At 71.4% G+C, this 22,162-nt stretch carries 17 protein-coding genes and 1 riboswitch; of the genes, 11 read left to right on the forward strand and 6 right to left on the reverse strand.

Annotated features, from left to right (window positions below):
* Positions 1 to 6 precede the first annotated feature (6 nt).
* On the reverse strand, positions 7 to 2,463 hold the full coding sequence (locus OG858_RS33840; RefSeq protein ID WP_319064332.1) for a DNA gyrase/topoisomerase IV subunit A: 2,457 nt from the start codon (positions 2,461 to 2,463) through the stop codon (positions 7 to 9).
* 371 nt (positions 2,464 to 2,834) lie between these two features.
* Here OG858_RS33840 and OG858_RS33845 point away from each other — a divergent pair, with 371 nt between their 5' ends.
* The 4 genes from OG858_RS33845 to OG858_RS33860 all read left to right on the forward strand — a co-directional run bounded on the left by OG858_RS33845 (position 2,835) and on the right by OG858_RS33860 (position 7,679).
* Entirely contained in the window at positions 2,835 to 4,211 is a 1,377-nt protein-coding gene (locus OG858_RS33845; RefSeq protein WP_319264470.1) for a M16 family metallopeptidase, read from the forward strand.
* A complete protein-coding gene (locus tag OG858_RS33850) occupies positions 4,208 to 5,596 on the forward strand; it encodes a M16 family metallopeptidase (protein ID WP_037700821.1) in 1,389 nt (462 codons plus the stop codon). Before OG858_RS33845 ends, OG858_RS33850 begins: the two co-directional genes overlap by 4 nt.
* A 203-nt stretch (positions 5,597 to 5,799) precedes the next feature.
* Positions 5,800 to 5,971, forward strand: a riboswitch (cyclic di-AMP (ydaO/yuaA leader).
* A gap of 13 nt (positions 5,972 to 5,984) precedes the next feature.
* Complete coding sequence (locus tag OG858_RS33855; RefSeq protein WP_319064334.1) at positions 5,985 to 6,773, forward strand: M23 family metallopeptidase; 789 nt, start codon at positions 5,985 to 5,987, stop codon at positions 6,771 to 6,773.
* A 201-nt stretch (positions 6,774 to 6,974) separates the two neighbouring features.
* Positions 6,975 to 7,679, forward strand: coding sequence for a GntR family transcriptional regulator (locus OG858_RS33860; RefSeq protein ID WP_319064335.1), 705 nt, complete (start codon positions 6,975 to 6,977; stop codon positions 7,677 to 7,679).
* Between the two features lie 171 nt (positions 7,680 to 7,850).
* On the opposite strand, the gene OG858_RS33865 is transcribed toward OG858_RS33860, so the two are convergent.
* Positions 7,851 to 8,132 carry an HPr family phosphocarrier protein gene (locus OG858_RS33865; protein WP_037700813.1) on the reverse strand — a complete coding sequence of 94 codons (282 nt, stop codon included), beginning with the start codon at positions 8,130 to 8,132 and terminating at the stop codon, positions 7,851 to 7,853.
* 190 nt (positions 8,133 to 8,322) lie between these two features.
* Here OG858_RS33865 and OG858_RS33870 point away from each other — a divergent pair, with 190 nt between their 5' ends.
* The 4 genes from OG858_RS33870 (at position 8,323) to OG858_RS33885 (ending at position 13,847) form a co-directional block, all read left to right on the forward strand.
* Entirely contained in the window at positions 8,323 to 11,202 is a 2,880-nt protein-coding gene (locus tag OG858_RS33870; RefSeq protein ID WP_319264473.1) for a bifunctional acetate--CoA ligase family protein/GNAT family N-acetyltransferase, read from the forward strand.
* A 141-nt stretch (positions 11,203 to 11,343) separates the two neighbouring features.
* Positions 11,344 to 11,931 carry a DUF5998 family protein gene (locus tag OG858_RS33875; RefSeq protein WP_184900191.1) on the forward strand — a complete coding sequence of 196 codons (588 nt, stop codon included), beginning with the start codon at positions 11,344 to 11,346 and terminating at the stop codon, positions 11,929 to 11,931.
* Entirely contained in the window at positions 11,931 to 13,118 is a 1,188-nt protein-coding gene (locus OG858_RS33880; protein ID WP_319064338.1) for an alkaline phosphatase family protein, read from the forward strand. Before OG858_RS33875 ends, OG858_RS33880 begins: the two co-directional genes overlap by 1 nt.
* Positions 13,119 to 13,199: 81 nt before the next feature.
* Positions 13,200 to 13,847: a thymidine kinase gene (locus OG858_RS33885; RefSeq protein ID WP_046708447.1), complete on the forward strand. Its 648-nt coding sequence runs from the start codon at positions 13,200 to 13,202 to the stop codon at positions 13,845 to 13,847.
* 81 nt (positions 13,848 to 13,928) lie between these two features.
* Here OG858_RS33885 and OG858_RS33890 read toward each other — a convergent pair whose 3' ends face one another.
* Positions 13,929 to 14,723 carry a VOC family protein gene (locus OG858_RS33890; RefSeq protein ID WP_319064339.1) on the reverse strand — a complete coding sequence of 265 codons (795 nt, stop codon included), beginning with the start codon at positions 14,721 to 14,723 and terminating at the stop codon, positions 13,929 to 13,931.
* 323 nt (positions 14,724 to 15,046) lie between these two features.
* Here OG858_RS33890 and OG858_RS33895 point away from each other — a divergent pair, with 323 nt between their 5' ends.
* On the forward strand, positions 15,047 to 15,874 hold the full coding sequence (locus OG858_RS33895) for a sulfurtransferase (protein WP_319264479.1): 828 nt from the start codon (positions 15,047 to 15,049) through the stop codon (positions 15,872 to 15,874).
* 183 nt (positions 15,875 to 16,057) lie between these two features.
* Here the strand turns inward: OG858_RS33895 and sepH are convergent, their stop codons facing one another.
* From sepH to OG858_RS33910, 3 genes are all read right to left on the reverse strand, one after another.
* Positions 16,058 to 17,083 carry a septation protein SepH gene (gene sepH / locus OG858_RS33900; protein ID WP_319064341.1) on the reverse strand — a complete coding sequence of 342 codons (1,026 nt, stop codon included), beginning with the start codon at positions 17,081 to 17,083 and terminating at the stop codon, positions 16,058 to 16,060.
* Between the two features lie 401 nt (positions 17,084 to 17,484).
* Positions 17,485 to 18,804: a D-arabinono-1,4-lactone oxidase gene (locus OG858_RS33905; RefSeq protein ID WP_328544174.1), complete on the reverse strand. Its 1,320-nt coding sequence runs from the start codon at positions 18,802 to 18,804 to the stop codon at positions 17,485 to 17,487.
* Positions 18,764 to 20,005: an MFS transporter gene (locus tag OG858_RS33910; protein WP_319064343.1), complete on the reverse strand. Its 1,242-nt coding sequence runs from the start codon at positions 20,003 to 20,005 to the stop codon at positions 18,764 to 18,766. Before OG858_RS33910 ends, OG858_RS33905 begins: the two co-directional genes overlap by 41 nt.
* A gap of 148 nt (positions 20,006 to 20,153) precedes the next feature.
* Here OG858_RS33910 and OG858_RS33915 point away from each other — a divergent pair, with 148 nt between their 5' ends.
* Positions 20,154 to 21,281, forward strand: coding sequence for a ferrochelatase (locus tag OG858_RS33915; protein ID WP_319064344.1), 1,128 nt, complete (start codon positions 20,154 to 20,156; stop codon positions 21,279 to 21,281).
* Between the two features lie 8 nt (positions 21,282 to 21,289).
* Entirely contained in the window at positions 21,290 to 22,108 is an 819-nt protein-coding gene (locus OG858_RS33920; RefSeq protein ID WP_319064345.1) for an inositol monophosphatase family protein, read from the forward strand.
* Positions 22,109 to 22,162: the final 54 nt, after the last annotated feature.

Genomic DNA, 22,162 nt, shown 5'->3' on the forward strand with positions numbered 1-22,162 from the left:
TCCGGCTCACACCGGCCCCGCCACCGACGACACCGTCTTGCCCAGGGACACGCCCGAGCCGTCGCGGCGCGGGTCCATCTCCGGGAGGTCGGCCGGGGTGCCGTTCTTCTGGGCGGCGCGGGCCGGTGCGGGGCCCGCCCAGGCGACGGAGAGGCAGTCCTCGCCCTTGAGGAACCGCTGGCAGCGGACGCCGCCCGTGGCGCGGCCCTTGCGGGGGTACTGGTCGAAGGGGGTGAGCTTGGCCGTGGTCTGGACGGAGTCGTCGAGGGTGCCGCGGGAGCCCGCCACCGTGAAGACGACCGCGTCGACGGCCGGGTCGATGGCGGAGAAGGAGAGGACCTTCGCACCCTCGGTGAGCTTGATGCCGGTCATACCGCCGGCCGGGCGGCCCTGCGGGCGGACCTGGGAGGCCTGGTAACGCAGCAACTGGGCGTCGTCCGTGATGAAGACCAGGTCCTCCTCGCCGGTGCGCAGCTCGATGGCGCCGACGATCCGGTCACCTTCCCTGAGCGTGATGACCTCCAGCTCCTCCTTGTTGGCCGGGTAGTCGGGGACCACACGCTTGACGACACCCTGCTCGGTGCCGATGGCCAGCCCCGGCGACGACTCGTCGAGCGTCATCAGACAGATGACCGTCTCGCCGTCCTGGAGGGAGAGGAACTCTGCGAGCGGGGCGCCGCCCGACAGGTTGGGGGCCGCCGACGTGTCCGGCAGCTGAGGCAGATCGACCACGTTCAGGCGCAGCAGGCGGCCGGTGGAGGTCACCGCGCCCACCTCGCCCCGGGCCGTCGCCGGGACCGCCGAGAGGATGACGTCGTGCTTGGCGCGCTTGCCGTCCTCGTCCGCCGCGAAGGGCTCGCCGTTCGCCGTACGGGCCAGTAGACCCGTGGACGACAGCAGCACCCGGCACGGGTCGTCCGCCACCTGGAGCGGGACCGCGGCCACCTGGGTGCCCGAGGACTCCAGCAGCACCGTACGGCGCTCGGTGCCGAACTTCTTGGCCACCGCGGCCAGTTCGCCGGAGACCAGCTTGCGCAGCTCCGCGTCCGAGTCCAGGATGCGGGTCAGCTCGGCGATCTCGGCGCTGAGCCTGTCCTTCTCGGACTCCAGCTCGATGCGGTCGAACCTGGTGAGGCGGCGCAGCGGGGTGTCGAGGATGTACTGCGTCTGGATGTCCGACAGGGAGAAGCGCTCGATCAGGCGCTCCTTGGCCTGCGCGGAGTTGTCGCTGGAGCGGATCAGACGGATGACCTCGTCGATGTCCACCAGCGCGGTGAGCAGACCCTCGACCAGGTGAAGACGGTCGCGCTTCTTGCCGCGGCGGAACTCCGAGCGGCGCCTCACGACCTCGAAGCGGTGGTCGAGGTAGACCTCCAGGAGTTCCTTGAGGCCCAGCGTGAGGGGCTGGCCGTCGACCAGGGCCACGTTGTTGATGCCGAAGGACTCCTCCATCGGCGTCAGTTTGTAGAGCTGCTCCAGGACCGCCTCCGGCACGAAGCCGTTCTTGATCTCGATGACCAGACGCAGGCCGTGCGCGCGGTCGGTGAGGTCCTTGACGTCGGCGATGCCCTGCAGCTTCTTCGAGCCGACCAGGTCCTTGATCTTGGCGATCACCTTCTCCGGGCCGACGGTGAACGGCAGCTCGGTGACGATCAGGCCCTTGCGGCGGGGCGTCACGTTGTCCACCGTGACCGTGGCGCGGATCTTGAAGGTGCCGCGGCCCGTCGCGTACGCGTCCCTGATCCCGGAGAGGCCGACGATCCGGCCGCCGGTCGGCAGGTCGGGGCCCGGGACGTGCTTCATCAGCGTGTCCAGGTCGGCGTTCGGATACCGGATGAGGTGGCGGGCGGCCGCGATGACCTCGCCCAGGTTGTGCGGCGGCATGTTGGTGGCCATACCGACGGCGATGCCGGACGCGCCGTTGACCAGCAGGTTCGGGAAGGCGGCGGGCAGGGCCACCGGCTCCTGCTCCTGGCCGTCGTAGTTCGGGGAGAAGTCGACCGTGTTCTCCTCGATCGACTCCGTCATCAGGCTCGTCGCGTCGGCCATCCGGCACTCGGTATACCGCATGGCGGCCGGCGGGTCGTCGTTGCCCAGTGAGCCGAAGTTGCCGTGGCCGTCGATCAGGGGGACCCGCATGGAGAAGGGCTGCGCGAGGCGCACCAGGGCGTCGTAGATCGACGAGTCGCCGTGCGGGTGCAACTTACCCATGACCTCGCCGACGACACGGGCGCACTTCACATAGCCGCGGTCGGGGCGCAGGCCCATCTCGTTCATCTGGTAGACGATCCGGCGGTGCACCGGCTTCAGCCCGTCACGGGCGTCCGGCAGGGCTCGGGAGTAGATGACCGAGTACGCGTACTCCAGGAAGGAGCCCTGCATCTCGTCGACGACGTCGATGTCGAGGATCCGCTCCTCGAACGCGTCGTCGGGCGGCGGGGTCTTCGTGCTGCGGCGGGCCATCGCTGCCGGCTCCTCTTTTTCTGGTCGCTCACCTACGGGGCGCGCTCACGTCTCCGGTTCACTTCACCGAGACGTGAACGGGATCTGACGCGCACCATTGTGGACTGCCGCACTGACAACCCCGACACGACCCGGCGCCGACCGCCGGGCACGGGCTCCCGAGCCGCCGCGTCAACAGCGTGCGCCGACTGTAACCAGTGACCGCCCGCCGCAACCCCCATCTCGCTCTCGGCGTACGACGCCCGGGAACTTCTCCAGGGGTCCACGCGCTTGCATACAGTGGCAGGACCGGCAGGAGAACAGCGGTTTCCGCGACGATTCCACGACGGATCCCGCGCACACAGCACAGCGATCGAAGGGACGTACCGCCCATGGGTCACACGGCCACAGCCGAGGCCGGCTCCGAAGGCCTGACAGTGAGGGAGCACCGCCTGGACAACGGCCTGCGCGTGGTGCTCTCCGAGGACCACCTGACCCCGGTCGCCGCGGTGTGCCTCTGGTACGACGTCGGTTCGCGCCACGAGGTCGAGGGCCGTACGGGCCTCGCCCACCTCTTCGAGCACCTGATGTTCCAGGGCTCGGGCCAGGTGAAGGACAACGGTCACTTCGAGCTGGTCCAGGGCGCGGGCGGTTCGCTGAACGGCACCACCAGCTGGGAACGCACCAACTACTTCGAGACCATGCCCACCCACCAGCTGGAGCTCGCGCTGTGGCTGGAGGCCGACCGCATGGGCAGCCTGCTGCTCGCGCTCGACCAGAAGAACCTGGACAACCAGCGGGCCGTCGTCCAGAACGAGCGTCGGCAGCGGTACGACAACGTGCCCTACGGCACGGCCTTCGAGAAGATCTTCCGCCTGGCCCACCCCGAGGGCCACCCGTACCGGCACACGCCGATCGGCTCGATGGACGACCTGGAGGCGGCCAGCCTGGAGGACGCCCAGCAGTTCTTCCGGACGTACTACGCGCCCAACAACGCCGTCCTGTCGATCGTCGGCGACATCGACCCGGACCGGACACTCGCGTGGGTGGAGAAGTACTTCGGCTCCATCCCCTCCTACGACGGCAAGCCAGAGCCGCGCAGCGGCGCGCTGCCCGACGTCATGGGCGAGCAGCTGCGCGAGGTCGTCGAGGAGAACGTGCCCGCGCGCGCGTTGATGGCCGCCTACCGGCTGCCGGAGGACGGCACGCGCGCGTGCGACGCGGCCGACCTGGCGCTCACGATCCTCGGCGGCGGCGAGTCGTCCCGCCTCTACAACCGGCTCGTCCGCCGTGACCGTACGGCCGTCACGGCCGGGTTCGGCCTCCTGCGGCTGGCCGGTGCGCCCTCCATGGCGTGGATGGACGTGAAGACCTCCGGTGACGTCGAGGTGCCCGTCATCGAGGCCGCCGTCGACGAGGAGCTCGCCCGGTTCGCCGCGGAGGGGCCCACGGCGGAGGAGATGGAGCGCGCCCAGGCCCAGTTGGAGCGCGAGTGGCTGGACCGGCTCGGCACGGTCTCGGGCCGAGCCGACGAACTGTGCAGGTATGCGGTCCTGTTCGGCGACCCGAAGCTCGCCCTCACCGCCGTCGACCGGGTCCTGGAGGTGACGGCCGACGAGGTCCAGGAGATCGCCAAGGCGCGCCTGAGGCCCGACAACCGCGCGGTGCTCGTGTACGAGCCCGTCGCAGGCGAAGAGGGCGCCGAAGAGGAGGCCGCCGAGGCGGAGGCCGTCGAAACCACCGACGAGAACGAGGAGTCGGCGAAGTGACCGAGCTCGCGACCATGGACTTCCACCCGCAGCCCCAGGCCGGCGACGCCAGGCCCTGGGCGTTCCCGGCGCCCGAGCGCGGCACCCTGGACAACGGTCTGACCGTGCTGCACTGCCACCGCCCCGGCCAGCAGGTCGTCGCCGTGGAGGTCATCCTCGACGCGCCCCTGGACGCCGAGCCGACCGGCCTGGACGGCGTCGCCACCATCATGACCAGGGCGTTCTCCGAGGGCACCGACAAGCACACGGCCGAGGAGTTCGCCGCCGAGCTGGAGCGCTGCGGCGCCACCCTCGACTCGCACGCCGACCACCCCTGCGTACGTCTGTCCCTCGAAGTGCCCGTGTCGCGGCTGGAGAAGGGCCTGGGGCTGCTCGCCGACGCGCTGCGGGCACCCGCGTTCGAGGACAGCGAGATCGAGCGGCTGGTGGCCAACCGGCTCGACGAGATCCCGCACGAGACCGCCAACCCGGGCCGCCGGGCCGCCAAGGAGCTCTACAGGGAGCTGTTCCCGGCCACGTCCCGCATGTCGCGGCCCCGCCAGGGCACCGAGGAGACCGTCGAGGGCATCGACTCCGCGGCCGTACGGGCCTTCTACGAGCGGCACGTACGCCCCGCGACGGCCACCGCAGTGGTCGTCGGCGACCTCGCCGGGGTCGACCTCGACACGCTGCTGGGCGAGACCCTGGGCGCCTGGACCGGCTCCGCGGCCAAGCCGAGCACCGTGCCGTCGGTGAGCGCCGACGACACCGGGCGCGTGATCATCGTGGACCGTCCCGGCTCCGTGCAGACCCAGTTGCTCATCGGCCGGGTGGGCGCCGACCGGCACGACCGTGTGTGGCCGGCCCAGGTGCTTGGCACCTACTGCCTCGGCGGCACCCTCACCTCCCGCCTGGACCGCGTCCTGCGCGAGGAGAAGGGCTACACCTACGGGGTGCGCGCGTTCGGCCAGGTGCTGCGTTCCGCGCCCGACGGCTCGGGCACGGCGATGCTCGCCATCAGCGGCTCCGTCGACACACCCAACACCGGCCCGGCGCTCGACGACCTGTGGACGGTGCTGCGCACCCTCGCCGCCGAGGGGCTGACCGACGCCGAGCGGGATGTCGCCGTGCAGAACCTCGTCGGGGTCGCCCCCCTCAAGTTCGAGACGGCCGCGGCCGTGGCGAACACGCTGGCCGACCAGGTCGAGCAACACCTGCCGGACGACTACCAGTCGACGCTGTACCGCCAACTCGCCGCCACCGGCACGGTGGAGGCCACCGCGGCCGTCGTGAGCGCCTTCCCGGTGGACCGTCTGGTGACCGTCCTCGTGGGCGACGCCGCGCAGATCGAGGAGCCGGTCAGGGCCCTCGGAATCGGTGAAGTCACCGTCGTACCGGCCGAGTAGAAACCGGACAGAAGGACACACGTCCGTGGGGCCCTGGTGACTGAAGAGTCACCAGGGCCCACGTTTGTCCGTATTGATGGCGGAGGCTGTGTGTCTGACCTGTGGCGTACTTAACAAATCCTGTGATCCGTTTGTTATTTCGAAGACGGCGCACTTAGCGTCGGTCCGGCTGTTCGTCAGAGGTTCGCCGCAGCCGCGGCACCGGACAGTCATCGCCGAATCCCCATGGCGCGAGCCCGGGGAGCCGGGGACCCACCGAAGTCCCCTGGGGTGAATCGGGTGCCCTTCGCGAGCGACGCGAAACGAGGGGCAGCCGTAGGAGACCTTCCTGCTCCGAACCCGTCAGCTAACCCGGTAGGCGAGAAGGAAGGAAAGGATCAGCCACTTCATGGCGTTCACCCGCGCCCCCGGCAAGCACCGCCGTCCCGGCCGTGTACAGCGCACGACCACGAGGAACGTGGGCGTAGCCGCTCTCACCACCACCGGTGTCATCGGCACCCTCGCCGGCCCCGCGCTCGCCGCGGAGGAGCCCGCCGTCGAGCAGACCGGCCTGAACCAGATCATCGTCCTCGGCGACACGGTCGCCGACCAGGTGGACGCCCAGGCCGTTGCCCAGCAGCAGGCCGCCGAGGTGGCGGAGGTCAAGAAGAAGGCGCAGGAGGAGGCCCGCAAGGCCGCCGCCGAGAAGGCCGAGCAGGAACGTGCCGCCGCCAAGGAGCGCGAGGAGATCAAGGCACGCGCCGCCCGCGCGGCCGAGCGCGAGCGCCTCAACACCTATGTCTCCCCCATCAGCGGCTCGTACATCTCCACCGGCTACAAGGCCGGCGGCGCCGTCTGGTCCTCCGGCAGCCACACCGGCGTCGACTTCCACGCCGCGTCCGGCACCGCCGTCCACGCGGTGGGCTCCGGCACCGTCGTCGAGGCCGGCTGGGGTGGCGCGTACGGCAACAACATCGTCATCAAGATGACCGACGGCACGTACACCCAGTACGGCCACCTGTCGTCCATCGGCGTCTCCGTCGGCCAGACGGTCACCCCCGGCCAGCAGATCGGCCTCTCCGGGGCGACCGGCAACGTCACGGGCGCGCACCTGCACTTCGAGGCCCGGACGACGGCCGAGTACGGCTCGGACATCGACCCCGCCGCGTATCTGCGCTCGCACGGCGTGAACGTCTGACGCGGCGCGCAACGCTCCCCGAAGGCCCCGGCTCACGAGCCGGGGCTTTTCGCGTTGTGACGTACCTCCTGTCCCGTACCTCCTGTCCAAAAAATATCCCTGGATTCCGGCCTGCCATCGGAAATTCCGGCCCGCTGCAATAGAGTCGCTGGAACACACGTCAATCATCGACGTTTCACGGGGATTAAGGCGGAGGTCGGTATGCGTATTCCGGCGCACTCGGTATGCACGGCGATCCGTGATGACATCGTCGCGGGTGTCTACGAGCGCGGCAGCCGTCTCACCGAGGAACTGCTCGCCCGCCGGTACGGCGTCAGCCGGGTCCCCGTGCGCGAGGCGCTGCGCACGCTGGAGGCCGAGGGCTTCGTGGTGACCCGACGGCACGCGGGCGCGTGCGTCGCCGAGCCGACCGAGCAGGAGGCCGCCGACCTGCTGGAGATGCGCATGCTGCTGGAGCCGTTGGGCGCCGCCCGTGCCGCCCAGCGCCGCACGGAGGCGCACCTCAAGGTGTTGCGAGGCCTGGTCAGGCTGGGGCAGGAGCGGGCCAGGAGGGGCACCAGCGAGGATCTGCGCTCCCTGGGCGGCTGGTTCCACGAGACGCTCGCACAGGCGTCCGGCAGCCCCGCCCTGACGTCGACACTCGCCCAGCTGCGGCACAAGATCGCCTGGATGTACGCGGTCGAGGCGCCCGCCGACCCCGTGGAGTCCTGGGCGGAGCACGGCGGCATCGTGGACGCCGTCGCGCGCGGCGACAGCGACCGGGCCCGCACCATCACGTCCCTGCACACCGAGCGCGCCACCGCCGCGCACCGGCTCCGATTTCCGGGCGGGGCCGGCGGGGCGGAGCGCCCGGACCGTGTGAGGACTTCGCAACACCCCGTAAACACGCCGAGTCTGCGGCATTAACACGGGAGCCGTATACAAAGAGGCAAGAATTCCGAGGGGTATTCTTTCTGCTGCCCACGGAACGCCGAACAGGACGAAAAATACGAAGGGCCCGCCCGATAAATCGGACGAGCCCTTCGGTGTGTGGGCGGGTGGCCTTTCAGGCCTTTTCCGTTCCGCCTACCCGGCCGCTCAGACCGTCTCGGGGAGTTCTTCGAGCCCCTCGGCCACGAGCTTCGCCAGCCGGTCGAGGGCGACGTCCGCGCCCTCGGCGTCGGAGGCGAGCACGATCTCCTCGCCGCCCTGGGCGCCGAGGCCCAGGACCGCCAGCATGGAGGCCGCGTTGACGGGGTTCCCGTCGGCCTTGGCGATCGTCACGGGGATACCGGAGGCCGTGGTGGCCCGGACGAAGATGGATGCGGGTCGGGCGTGGAGGCCCTCGGCCCAGCCGACGTTGACGCGGCGCTCAGCCATGTGATGCTGCCCTTCAGGTGTCTCGGGTGCTTCAGAGAGGTCTAGACCATGTTGTCTAGACCAGTTTCCCATATCGTGCGACGCACCGGAACGGGCCCACGGCCTGACCGCGAACCGGCTGTCGCGCTTGTGTTGTGCGTCCCCAGACTGCCCCGCGCCGTTGCCGTACGCGAGCCGTACTCTGGGGCCCATGCAGACCTCGTCGGACCGGCACGAGTACCCCGCCCACTGGGAGGCCGACGTGGTGCTGCGCGACGGCGGCACCGCACGCATCAGGCCCATCACCGTTGATGACGCCGAGCGTCTCGTCAGCTTCTACGAGCAGGTCTCGGACGAGTCGAAGTACTACCGCTTCTTCGCGCCGTACCCTCGCCTGTCCGCCAAGGACGTCCACCGCTTCACGCACCACGACTTCGTGGACCGGGTGGGGCTCGCCGCCACCGTGGGCGGCGAGTTCATCGCCACCGTACGCTACGACCGCATCGGCGCCGACGGGATGGCCGCGTCCGCCCCCGCCGACGAGGCCGAGGTCGCCTTCCTCGTCCAGGACGCCCACCAGGGCCGCGGTGTCGCCTCCGCCCTCCTCGAACACATCGCCGCCGTCGCCCGCGAACGCGACATCAGACGCTTCGCCGCCGAGGTACTCCCCGCCAACAGCAAGATGATCAAGGTGTTCACCGACGCCGGGTATCAGCAGAAGCGCAGCTTCGAGGACGGTGTCGTCCGCCTGGAGTTCGGCCTGGAGCCCACCGACCGCTCCGTCGCCGTGCAGCGCGCGCGGGAGCAGCGGGCCGAGGCCAGATCCGTCCAGCGGCTGCTCGCCCCCGGCTCGGTCGCCGTCATCGGCGCCGGGCGCACGCCGGGCGGAGTGGGCCGCAGTGTCCTCGCCAACCTGCTGGACGCCGGCTTCACCGGGCGGCTGTACGCGGTGAACAAGGCCCTCCGGGACGACGAGAAGGAACTCGGCGGGGTGCTCGCACACCGGTCGGTCACCGCCATCGAGGGGTCCGTGGACCTCGCGGTCGTCGCCGTTCCCGCCGCCCACGTCCCCGAGGTCGTCGCCGAGTGCGGAGCGCACGGCGTGCAGGGGCTCGTGGTCGTCTCCGCCGGGTACGCCGAGAGCGGTCCCCAGGGGCGCGAGCGCCAGCGCGAACTGGTGCGCCAGGCGCGCACCTACGGCATGCGCATCATCGGGCCGAACGCCTTCGGGATCATCAACACCGCTCCCGACGTACGGCTCAACGCCTCGCTCGCTCCCGAGACACCGCGCTCCGGTCGCATCGGTCTCTTCGCCCAGTCCGGCGCCATCGGGATCGCGCTGCTGTCCCGGCTGCACCGGCGCGGGGGAGGGGTCACCGGCGTCACGGGCGTCTCCACCTTCGTGTCGTCCGGCAACCGCGCGGACGTGTCCGGGAACGACGTCCTCCAGTACTGGTACGAGGACCCGGACACCGATGTCGTCCTCATGTATCTGGAGTCCATCGGCAACCCGCGCAAGTTCACCCGCCTCGCCCGGCGCACGGCGGCGGTCAAGCCGCTCGTGGTGGTGCAGGGGGCGCGCCACGGTTCCGCGCCCCAGGGGCATGCCGTACGCGCCACCATGCTGCCCCACACCACCGTGTCGGCGTTGCTGCGGCAGGCCGGGGTGATCCGGGTCGACACGATCACGGAACTGGTCGACGCGGGACTGCTCCTGGCCCGGCAGCCGCTGCCGGCGGGGCCGCGGGTGGCGATCCTGGGCAACTCCGAGTCGCTGGGGATGCTCACCTACGACGCCTGTCTCTCCGAGGGGCTGCGGCCGCTGCCCCCGCTGGACCTGACGACCGGGGCCTCGGCGCGGGACTTCCACGCGGCGTTGTCGCGGGCGCTGGCCGACGACTCGTGCGACGCGGTGGTGGTGACGGCCATACCGGCACTCGGGGAGACGTCGCCCGGGGACGCGGCCCTGGCCGAGGCACTGCGGTCGGCGGTGGCTGCGAACCCGTCGAAGCCGGTGCTTGTCGTGCACGTCGAGCTGGGTGGGCTGGCGGAGGCGTTGTCGGCTGCGGCGAGCACCGCACCACGGGGCGGTGAGAAGGCCCTCGGAGCTGCGGGCGGTGCCCGGCTTCCCCTGCTCCCGGCTTCGCCCGAGCCGGGGGATCCGCGTCGCCCCGCGGAAGGAGGACTGCCCGGCGAAGTGCGTCAGACGTCGGAACCCGCCGCCGAGGAGCACCTCATCCCCGCCTATCCCGCTGCCGAGCGGGCCGTCCGCGCGCTCTCCGAAGCCGTGAACCTCGCCCAGTGGCGGCGGGAGGCGGCGGACCCGGGGCGGGTGCCCGCGTACGAGGACATCGACGAGAAGGGTGCGGCCGAGCAGATCGACACGTCGCTGGCAGACGGTGAGGGGCTCACGCTCGGCGCGCAGGAGGCGGGCGCGCTGCTCGCGCGGTACGGCATCCGCCTACGGCAGGCGCGGCCCGCCCCCACGCCCGAGGAGGCGGCGCGAGCGGCCGAGGACATCGGTTACCCCGTCGCGCTCAAGACGACCGCCCCGCACCTGCGGCACCGGGCCGACCTGGGCGGCGTACGGCTCGACCTGGCGGACGAGGAGCAACTGCGGCGGGCGTACGCGGAGTTGACGGAGCTGTTCGGGAGGCCCGAGGAGCTGCGGCCGGTCGTCCAGGGCATGGCCCCGCGCGGGGTCGACACGATCGTACGGTCGGTGGTGGACCCGGCGGCCGGAGCCGTGCTCTCGTTCGGGCTCGCCGGGCCCGCGTCGCAGCTGCTCGGCGACATGGCGCACCGCCTGATTCCGGCCACCGAGCGGGACGCGGCCTCGCTGGTCCGGTCGATCCGGACGGCGCCCCTCCTCTTCGGCTGGCGGGGCTCCGCCCCCGTCGACACGGACGCGCTGGAGGAGCTGCTGCTGCGGGTCTCCCGGCTGGTCGACGATCATCCCGAGGTCGTGGCGGTCTCCCTGGAACCCGTCGTGGTCGCGTCGCACGGCCTCAGCGTCCTGGGTGCCACCGTCCGGCTCGCCCGCCCGCCCCTGCGTGACGACCTCGGCCCGAGGACGCTTCCCGTGTACTGAGGGCGGCGCTTTCGGCCTGCCGGCGACGGCGCGCGGGCCCGTCACGGACGGCGCACGGCCCCGCGCTTTGATCCGTTCACGACAGAACGGAGACGGCGGAGCGGTCCCTCGCAGTCGGTGCGCCACCGTAGGATGGACGTCATGGCCAAGACCAGTACGACGACCCAGGGGCTGCGTGCGGCGATCGAGCGCAGCGGCTACTACCCGGCCCTCGTGGCCGAGGCGGTGGAGGCCGCTGTCGGTGGCGAGGCCATCAAGTCGTACCTGGTCCACCAGGAGACGACGTTCGACGCGAACGAGGTGCGGCGGCACGTCACCGTCCTCGTCCTCACGGGCAACCGCTTCATCGTGAGCCACACCGACGAGCAGGCCGCGGACAGCACATCGCCGACGCCGTACGCCACGACGTCGACCGAGTCGGTGAAGATCGGCCGGATCTCGTCGGTCGTGCTCAGCCGTGTCGTCGCCAACCCGGAGTCGTACACACCGGGCACCCTGCCCCGCGAGGTCGTCCTGACCATCGGCTGGGGCGCCGTCTCCCGCATCGACCTGGAGCCCGCCGCCTGCGGCGACCCCAACTGCGAGGCGGACCACGGGTACACGGGCAGCTCCACGGCGGACGACCTCAGCCTGCGGGTCAGCGAGGCCGGCGACGGCCCGGAGACCGTGCGCCAGGCCCTCGCCTTCGCGCAGTCCCTCTCCGAGGCGACCGCGGACACCGCCCGCTGATGGCGCTGCCCACCTGGGACGACCCGGAACCCCTCGCCGTCGGCTCCGCCCCCGTCCCCGAGTACGGCGCCGGATCGCTCGCCGACCTCCTGCCCACCCTTGCGGCGGGCATGGGGGTCCCCGGGACGACCGCGTCGATACCGGAACTGACGGCGGCCGACCGGGCCTGCGTGTTCCTGGTCGACGGCCTGGGCTGGGAGCAGCTGAAGGCGCACCCGGACGAGGCGCCCTACCTGACCGCGCTGCTGGCGTCCTCGCGCGGCGGCACCGGCCGCCCCATCACCGCCGGCTACCCCGCGACCACCGCGACCTCCCTCGCCTCCGTGGGCACCGGCCTGCCCCCGGGCGCGCACGGACTGCCCGGCTACACGGTCCGCAACCCGGAGACCGAGGAGCTGATGAACCAGCTCCGCTGGCAGCCGTGGACGTCACCGCGCGTGTGGCAGCCGTACCCCACGATCTTCCAGCTCGCCGACAAGGCGGGTGTGCACACCGCCCAGGTCACCTCCCCGGTCTTCCAGAACACCCCCCTCACCCAGATCGCGCTGAGCGGCGGCACTTTCCACGGCCGCCTGGCCGGCGAGGACCGTATGGATGTGGCCGCCGCACAACTGGCCGCCGGGGAACGTGCGTTGATCTACACGTACTACTCCGAGCTGGATGGCGCGGGGCACCGCTTCGGTGTCGACTCGGATGCCTGGCGCGGCCAGCTCATGCACGTCGACCGGCTGGTCCAGCGCCTGGCGGAGCAACTGCCGCCGCGCACCGCGCTGTACGTCACAGCCGACCACGGCATGATCGACGTCCCGTTCGACGAGCAGCACCGCATCGACTTCGACGAGGACTGGGAGCTGCGCGCCGGTGTCGCCCTGCTGGGTGGAGAGGGCCGCGCGCGCCATGTGTACGCCGTGCCGGGCGCTCAGTCGGACGTCCTGACCTGCTGGCGCGAGGTGCTGGGCGAGCAGTTCTGGATCGCCTCGCGCGACGAGGCGATCGAGGCGGGCTGGTTCGGACCGCACGTCGACGAGCGCGTGTACGCCCGCATCGGCGACGTGGTCGCGGCCGCGTGCGACGACGTCCTGATCATCGCCTCCGAGCGGGAGCCCAAGGAGTCGGCGATGGTCGGCAACCACGGTTCGATGACCCCCGCGGAACAGCTGGTCCCGCTGCTCGAAGTACGCTCCTGAAACCCTGCCCACCTGCCCCCTCGCCGTCCTGACAGCCCCGTCGCCCCCTCGCCCTCCATGCCGAAAGGTGCTCAACTCACCATGCCCGAGCTGGTGTTCTTCTCCGGAACCATGGACTGCGGGAAGTCGACGCTGGCCCTCCAGATAGAGCACAACCGTTCGGCGCGCGGCCTCCAGGGCATGATCTTCACGCGTGACGACCGCGCGGGCGAGGGCAAACTGTCGTCGCGGCTCGGCCTGGTCACCGACGCCGTGGAGGTCGAGGACGGCCAGGACCTCTACGCGTACCTCGTCGACCACCTCTCCCAGGGCCGCCGCGCGGACTATGTGATCGCCGACGAGGCCCAGTTCCTCGCCCCCGAGCAGATCGACCAACTCGCCCGCGTCGTGGACGACCTGGGTCTCGACGTCTACGCCTTCGGCATCACGACCGACTTCCGCTCCAAGCTCTTCCCCGGCTCCCAGCGCCTGGTAGAGCTGGCCGACCGCGTCGAGGTCCTCCAGGTGGAGGCCCTCTGCTGGTGCGGCGCCCGCGCCACCCACAACGCCCGCACCATAGGCGGTCAGATGGTCGTCGAGGGGGCCCAGGTCGTCGTCGGCGACGTCAACCAGCCCGACGACATCGGCTACGAGGTCCTCTGCCGCCGTCATCACCGCCGCCGTACGACAGCGGCCACGGCCCACGCGAGCGCCCTCTCCCCGGACGTCCTGCCGGTCGAGGCGGTCTGACGGGCACGGCCGTGCCCAGGGGCCCCGACCGCACCAGGTCACCTGAGATCACCCGACCGTGCGACGGGCCGAGCCGACGGTTCAGCGTTCCGTGTGCACCACCGCGAACGTCGCGCCCTCCGGGTCCGCCAGGGTGGCCACGGGGCCGTGCGGCGTGTCGTGGGTGGGCTTGAGGACATGCCCGCCGAGCTCGATGACACGGTTGGCGGCCTCGTCGGGGTCGGTCACCTCGAAGTAGGTCAGCCAGTGGGGGCCCCGGTCGCGGGGGAGGGCGCTGCCGACGCCGTGGATGCCGGCGACGGCGCGGCCCCCGACGTGGAGGGTGACGTAGTCGAGGTCGGCGGAGACCACGGGCTCCTCCTCGTAGCCGAAGGCCGTCTCGTAGAACTTGGCGACGAGCGAGCTGTCGACGGTGAGGAGTTCGTCCCACGCCGGGGTGCCGGGGACGCCGGTGATGTCCGCGCCGAGGTGCTCCGCCGCCTGCCAGATACCGAAGACGGCGCCCGACGGGTCGGAGGCGATCGCCAGACGACCCGCCTCGCCGGCGTCCAGCGGGCCGACGCCGACGGTGCCGCCGCAGTGCCGTACGGTCGCCGCTGTCCGGTCCGCGTCGTCCGAGGCGAAGTACGGCGTCCAGGCGATGGGGAGATGGCGGTCGGGCGGCAACTGGCCGATGCCCGCCACCTGGTGCCCGTCGAGCAGTGCCCGCACGTACGGGCCGAGTTGCCGGGGGCCGGGCTGGAACTCCCAGCCGAACAGCGCCCCGTAGAAGTCCTGGGTCGTGGTCATCCCGTGCACCATCAGGCTCACCCAGCAGGGTGTGCCCGGTGGATACGCCGCACCGTTCAGCCCGGTCGACCCCCGTGCCTCGGTCATCGTCACTCTCTCCTCGGCCCCTCGCGGCGGCCGTGTCCGTCCGCCCTCCGTACGCGTGTACCGCGTCCGCGCGCGATCACGCCCCGTGCCGATGCTCGCACCACCCGTAGTGCCCCGGGCCCGCGCCGCACCGTCGGCGCGACGCGTCCGTACGCGAGGATGCCGGGCTCGCCGGTACCGGTCGCTTTCCGCATCACTGCCGGGCGGTGTCCATCGGCCGTACGGCATGTGCCCGAGCCGGTACGCCTCGTGATCGGCACCGCCCGGCGGGCAGAGTAGCCGGACCCGGGCGACGCGGCCACCCCGTAGGCGAGGATGGGGCCATGAACGCCATCATCTCCGCCTCCGACCTCGCGAACGAGCTGGCGGGAGCCCACCCGCCGGTCCTCCTGGACGTCCGCTGGCAGTTGGGCGGCCCGAACCTGCGCCCCGAGTACGAGAAGGCGCACATCCCGGGAGCCGTCTTCGTCGATCTGGACGCCGAACTCGCCGGCCCGGCGGGCTCCGGCGGCCGCCACCCGTTGCCCGACACCGGCGCCTTCGGTGCGGCGATGCGGGCGGCCGGGGTCCGTGCCGACCGTGCCGTCGTCGTGTACGACGGCGGGCTCAACTGGGCGGCCGCGCGCGCGTGGTGGCTGCTCGGCTGGGCGGGCCACCCCTCGGTACGGGTCCTGGACGGCGGTCTGGCTGCCTGGGAGGGCCCGTTGACGGCGGAGATCGCGGAGCCCGTGCCCGGTACCTTCGAGCCCGCCCCCGGCGCGCTGCCGCTGCTCGACGCGGACGGCGCCGCCGCCCTGGCCCGTACCGGGCTGCTCCTGGACGCACGGGCCGCCGAGCGCTACCGCGGTGACGTGGAGCCCATCGACCCGGTCGGGGGACACATCCCGGGCGCGGTGTCGGCCCCGACCACGGAGAACGTGGCCGAATCCGGCCGCTTCCGGTCCGCCGCCGAACTGGCCGACCGCTTCGAGGGACTCGGCGCGGCCGCCGACTCCGAGGTCGGCGTCTACTGCGGCTCCGGCGTGTCCGGCGCCCATCAGGTGCTGGCTCTGGCCGTCGCGGGCATCCCGGCGGCCCTGTACGTGGGCTCGTGGTCGGAGTGGTCCCGGGACGGCAGCCGCCCGGTCGCCACCGGGCCCGACCCCCGGTGACCCGCGGTTGACGGCACACCGTGGGGCCCGCGTCTGAACGACACGGGCCCCACACACGTATGAATGACCGATCCTGCACCAACAAGGACCAACAGAGAAGCAAGCGAAGACACAGCCGCGAACACAGACGAAGAAACGGATCTGCGTGAACGACCGGTCCAACTCCCCACCGCTGAGGGCCCGCTACTCCTGCTTCTTGCGTCGGGTACCGAACACGATCTCGTCCCAGCTCGGGACAGCCGCGCGACGGCCCGGACGGACACCGTCGGCCTCGGCCTGGCGGTCGGTGGCGCCGATGAGCCGGTCGCGGTGGCCGTTGACCGACCGAGGCATGAGGACGTCCGCGTAGGCGGAACCGGCCGAGGCCGCGGGGGCCGCGGACTCCTCCTCCGCCACCTCCTCGACGGACTCCTCCTGCGGTTCGACGGAGGGCAGGTCGGGCACCACCAGGTCGCCCCGGTAGCTGGGGACGGCCTCCAGGATGCTCGTGAGCGAGTCGCGCTCGCTCTCCAACTCCTCGTCGGACTCGGACGGCGGGGGCAGGGCGGGACGTTCCGCCTGGCGGTCCAGGGGGCGGTCACGGGGCAGCCGGGCGATCCTCGGCACGAACGGGAAGCTCGGCTCGGGCGTCCCGAGGTCGTCGGACTCGCCGATCAGCGAACGCGCCTCGTCGTCGACGGCCTGGACGAGCCGCCGGGGCGGGTCGTACGTCCAGCTCGCCGAGTGCGGTTCGCCCGCGACGCAGTACACCAGCAGAACTTCCCAGGTGCCGTCGTCGCGGCGCCACGAGTCCCACTGGACGGTGTCCTTCTCGGCGCCGCGCAGCACCAGCCGCTCCTGGACGGCCTCGCCGAGCTGGGGCCCGGCGTTCTCGCCGGGGCGGCGGACCGGGGTCTTGCGGGCCCGCTCGGCCATGAAGGCGCGCTCGGCCAGCACGGGGCCCTCGAACCGGCGTACCCGGTCGACGGGGATGCCGGCGAGCTGCGCGACTTCCTCGGCCGTGGCACCCGCGCGTATCCGCGCCTGGATGTCACGGGGACGGAGATGGCTCTCCACCTCGATCTCGATCTGACCGAGGCGTGGACGGTCGCCGCGCACGGCGGCACGCAGCCGTTCGTCGATCGGTAGCGTGTACTCCGTGGAATCGGCAGCCTTCAGCACCAGCCGTGTGCCGTCATTGGAGACGGCCACGACACGCAGTTCGGGCATGGGAACCTCCCGGGTGGTGCCTGCCGACGTCACGTGCGTCGCTGCTTCCGCTAGTCGAGTGTGGCCTGCCCGGGTGCAGCCTGCCACAACCTTGCCGAGTTGCCCGGCGTGTCGAGCGTGAGCCCGAAGCTGCCGTTATGGCACGGTTATCAATTCGCAACGCTAAGTGACGAACCTCATCACCCTGTGCAACGATCCCCCTCCCGGCGGTCCTCTAAGGCCCCGGACACCCTGGCGGGAGTCCGGATCCAGGGCTCGCAACAGTACTCCATTCGGGCCACTTGCGTGGATCGGCACGCCGCTCAACTTCTCATGAGGAACGGCGATCCGCTGCCGGAACAGACCTTTTCGTGACCTCGGGAGGGGCGCGCTTCACGCGATCACCGGAACCGCCCGCCCCGCTAGGCCCCGAGCACCCGCCGCAAGTAGTCGTTCTGGAAACGCCGTTCGGGGTCGAGCCGGTCACGCAGCGCGGTGAACTCGCCGAAGCGGGGGTAGACCTTGGCGAAGTAGTCCGTGTCCCGGGTGTGCACCTTGCCCCAGTGCGGTCGCCCCTCGTGCGCGGTGAAGATCCGCTCGGCGGCGGTGAAGTACGCCCTATAGGGCGTGCCCTTGAACATGTGCACGGCGACGTACGCGCTCTCGCGGCCGGACGCGGTGGAGAGCGTGATGTCGTCGGCCGGGGCGGTGCGGACCTCGACGGGGAAACTGACGCGCAGCTTCGAACGGTCGACCATCGCCTTGAGTTCACGCAGCGTGTCCACCAGGGCCTCGCGCGGAACGGCGAACTCCATCTCCACGAAGCGCACTCGGCGCGGAGACGTGAAGACCTTGTAGGGGATGTCGGTGTAGGTCCGCGCGGACAGGGCGCGGCTGGAGATCTGCGCGATCGTCGGGATGGTGGCGGGGACCGCCTGGCCGACCCAGTTGGCCACCTGGAAGACGCCGTTGGAGAGGAACTCGTCCTCGAACCAGCTGTTCAGCTGTGGTACGGGCTTCTCGGGACCGGCGCTGCGGTTGTTGCGCTTGGTGTTGGTGCTGCCGGTGTGCGGGAACCAGTAGAACTCGAAGTGCTCGTTCTCGGCGTGCAGTTCGTCGAACTCGGCCAGCACCTTCTCGAACGGCATCGGTTCCTCGCGTGCCGTGAGCAGGAAGATCGGCTCCACGGCGAAGGTGATCGCGGTGACGATGCCGAGGGCGCCGATACCGACGCGGGCGGCCGCGAAGACATCGGGGTTCTCCGTCGCGGAACAGGTGAGGATCGAGCCGTCGGCGGTGACCAGTTCGAGCCCCCGGATCTGGGCGGCGATCGAGGCCGAGTCCCGGCCGGTGCCGTGCGTGCCGGTACTGGTCGCGCCGGAGACCGTCTGCTCCATGATGTCGCCCATGTTCGTGAGCGACAGTCCCTCGCGCGCGAGGGCCATGTTGAGTCTCTTGAGCGGGGTGCCGGCGGCGACCGTGACGGTCATGGCCTCACGGTCGATCTTGCGTATGCCCGTCAACAGTTGAGGACGGATCAACACGCCGTCGGTCGCGGCGGCCGCTGTGAAGGAGTGGCCCGTGCCGACCGCCTTCACCCTGAGGCCGTCCTCGGCGGCCTGCCGTACGGCAGCGGCGAGTTCCTCGACGGTGGCAGGAGCGACCTCCCGCACGGGCCGGGCGGTGACGTTCCCCGCCCAGTTACGCCACGTGCCGCTCTTGCCGATCACTGTGGTGCTCATGGGGCCCTCCCCGCCTTGGAGCCGGCCTGCGTAGCCGGCGGTACCCGAGGAAACCGACCGCGACCGCGACGGTCCCGGACGCCGCCGGAACCACGTACCCCGCCTCCGCCCCGGCCGCGTCGATCACCCAGCCGGACACCGAGGAGCCGAGCGCGACCCCGACCAGGAGCCCGGTGCCCACCCAGGTCATGCCCTCGGTCAGTTGCGTGCGTGGTACGTGCTCTTCGATCAGGGACATCGTCGTGATCATCGTGGGTGCGATGGACAGGCCCGCGACGAAGAGCGCCACGGCCAGAAACGGCAAGTTTCCGACCAGTAGGAGGGGGATCATACTCACGGCCATCCCACACACGCCCAGCAGCCATCGACGTTCCGCCGCCCCGGTGAAGCGCAACAGCCCGAAGACGATGCCCGCGGCACACGAACCGGCCGCGTAGAGAGCCAGGACGACGCTCGCGGCGGCCTTGTGGCCCCGCTCCTCGGCGAAGGCGACGGTGACCACGTCCACGGCCCCGAAGATCGCCCCGGTCGCCACGAAGGTGGCCACCAGGACCTGCAGTCCGGGCGAGCGCAGCGCCGAACGGCCCTTGTCGTGCCCCCCGCGCGGGTGCGGCGCCGGTTCGGTGGCGCGCTGGGCGGTCAGCCAGAAGACGCCGACCGCGAGGAAGCAGGCGGCGAGCAGCGGCCCGGCCTCCGGGAACCACGCCGTGGACAGCCCGATGGAGATGATCGGCCCGAAGATGAAGCAGACCTCGTCGATGACGGACTCGAAGGAGTACGCGGTGTGCAGCTGCGGGGTGTCCCGGTACAGGGCCGCCCAGCGCGCCCGGGTCATCGCCCCGAGGCTCGGCACACAGCCGATGCCGGCGGAGCAGACGTACAGCACCCAGTCCGGCCAGCCGTAGTGCGCGGCGAACAGCAGGCCGGCCGACGCGGTCAGCGCGACCAGGGTCGCCGGGCGCAGCACCCGCCGCTGGCCGTGCTGGTCCACCAGCCGTGAGATCTGCGGGCCGAGCACGGCGGCGAACAGCGCGATGGTCGCCGAGAGCGCGCCGGCCAGGCCGTACCGCCCGGTGAGCTGGGAGATCATCGTGACCACGCCGATGCCCATCATGGACAGCGGCATCCGGCCGAGGAGACCCGCGGCGGTGAAGCCCTTGGTGCCGGGGGCGGCGAACAGGGCGGTGTAGGGGCTGGGCACGGGGTCTCCGGTGGGTCCGGTAAGCGGAGGAGAGAGTTCCTCGTAAGGCGTCACTTCGGTCCACACAGCTTACGGGTGAGATGCCCGGGTCATCTTCGGGCGTGGGCCGGGATCCCGGCTGCCGGCGCCGGGTGGCAGGATCGGCGACATGCGACACGCGCACGACGCCACCCCCTACGACGCCCTGCTCCTGCTCTCGTTCGGCGGCCCGGAGGGCCCGGACGACGTGGTCCCGTTCCTGGAGAACGTGACGCGGGGGCGCGGCATCCCCAAGGAACGTCTCAAGGAAGTCGGGCAGCACTACTTCCTGTTCGGCGGGGTCAGTCCCATCAACGACCAGAACCGCGCCCTGCTCGACGCCCTCCACAAGGACTTCGCCGAGCACGGCCTGGACCTGCCGGTCTACTGGGGCAACCGCAACTGGGCGCCCTACCTGACCGACACGCTGCGCGAGATGGTCACCGACGGCCGCCGCCGCGTCCTGGTCCTCACCACCAGCGCGTACGCCTCGTACTCGGGCTGTCGCCAGTACCGCGAGAACCTCGCCGACTCGCTCGCCGCCCTGGAGGCCGAGGGCCTTCAGCCGCCGAGGATCGACAAGATCCGGCACTACTTCAACCACCCGGGCTTCCTGGAGCCCATGATCGACGGTGTCCTGGAGTCGCTCGCCGACCTCCCCGAGGACGTCCGCGACGGCGCGCACCTCGCCTTCTGCACGCACTCCATCCCGAACGCCTCGGCGGACACCTCCGGCCCGGTCGAGGAGCACGGGGACGGCGGCGCGTATGTCGCGGAGCACCTGGACGTCTCGAAGCTCATCGTCGACGCCGTGCGCGAGCGGACCGGCGTCGAGCACCCCTGGCAGCTTGTCTACCAGTCCCGCTCCGGCGCCCCGCACATTCCGTGGCTGGAGCCCGACATCTGCGACCACCTGCAGGAGCGGCACGAGTCCGGGGCGCCGGCCGTCGTGATGGCGCCCATCGGGTTCGTCTCGGACCACATGGAGGTCCTGTACGACCTCGACACCGAGGCCATGGCCAAGGGCGGGGAACTGGGTCTGCCGGTCCGCCGCTCGGCCACCGTGGGCGCCGACCCCCGGTTCGCCGCAGCGATCCGCGACCTCGTCCTGGAGCGCGCCGCGGCCGAGCGGGGCCGGGACGTGACGCCCTGCGCCCTCGGCGAGCTCGGCGCGAGCCACAACCTGTGCCCGGTCGGCTGCTGCCCGGCCCGCGCCCCGCAGCCCGCCGCCGCGGGCGCCGACAGCCCGTACGCGTGAGGAGCACCGTGACCCACCAGTCAGAGCGTCCGGACGGCCTGAAGGCCGAACTGCTGGAGATCGCCCTGGACGCGGCCCGCCGCGCGGGAACCTTCCTGCGCGACGGCCGGCCCGCCGATCTCGGCGTGGCCGCCACCAAGTCCAGCGCGGTCGATGTCGTCACCGAGATGGACATCGCCTCCGAGAAGCTGATCACCGGCCTGCTGGCCGAGCGCAGGCCGCACGACGGCGTGCTCGGCGAGGAGGGCGCCAGCGTCGAGGGGAGCAGCGGCGTCCAGTGGGTGATCGATCCCCTCGACGGCACCGTCAACTACCTGTACGGACTGCCGAGTTGGGCCGTGTCCATCGCGGTCCGGGTGGACGGTGAGACGGTCGTCGGCGTGGTCGACGCCCCGGTGCGCGGCGAGGTCTACCGGGCGGTGCTCGGTGAGGGCGCGTACGTCAACGACCGTCCCGCGCGCGTGCGGCCGGCCCCGGAGCTGGGTCTGGCCCTCGTCGGCACCGGCTTCGGCTACCGCGCCGAGCGGCGGGCCAGGCAGGCCGACGTGCTGCGCGAGCTGATCCCCCACGTGCGGGACATCCGGCGCGGCGGCTCGGCCGCGATCGACCTGTGCGACGTGGCCGTGGGCCGCCTGGACGCGTACTACGAGCGCGGTCTCAACGCCTGGGACTACGCGGCGGGCGACCTCATCGCCCGGGAGGCGGGCGCCCTGACCGGTGGCCGCCCCTCAGAGCCCCTCTCACCCGACCTGACCATCGCGGCCCCACCCGCCCTCTTCGAGGCCCTCCAGACCCGCCTGGAGGACTTGGGCGCCTGGCACGACTGACACGGCCACAACAGCAGACGGCGCTCTTCGGCGAGTGAGCCGAAGGGTCGAGCA

The sequence above is a fragment of the Streptomyces europaeiscabiei genome (assembly GCF_036346855.1).
Classification (GTDB): Bacteria; Actinomycetota; Actinomycetes; order Streptomycetales; family Streptomycetaceae; genus Streptomyces; species Streptomyces europaeiscabiei.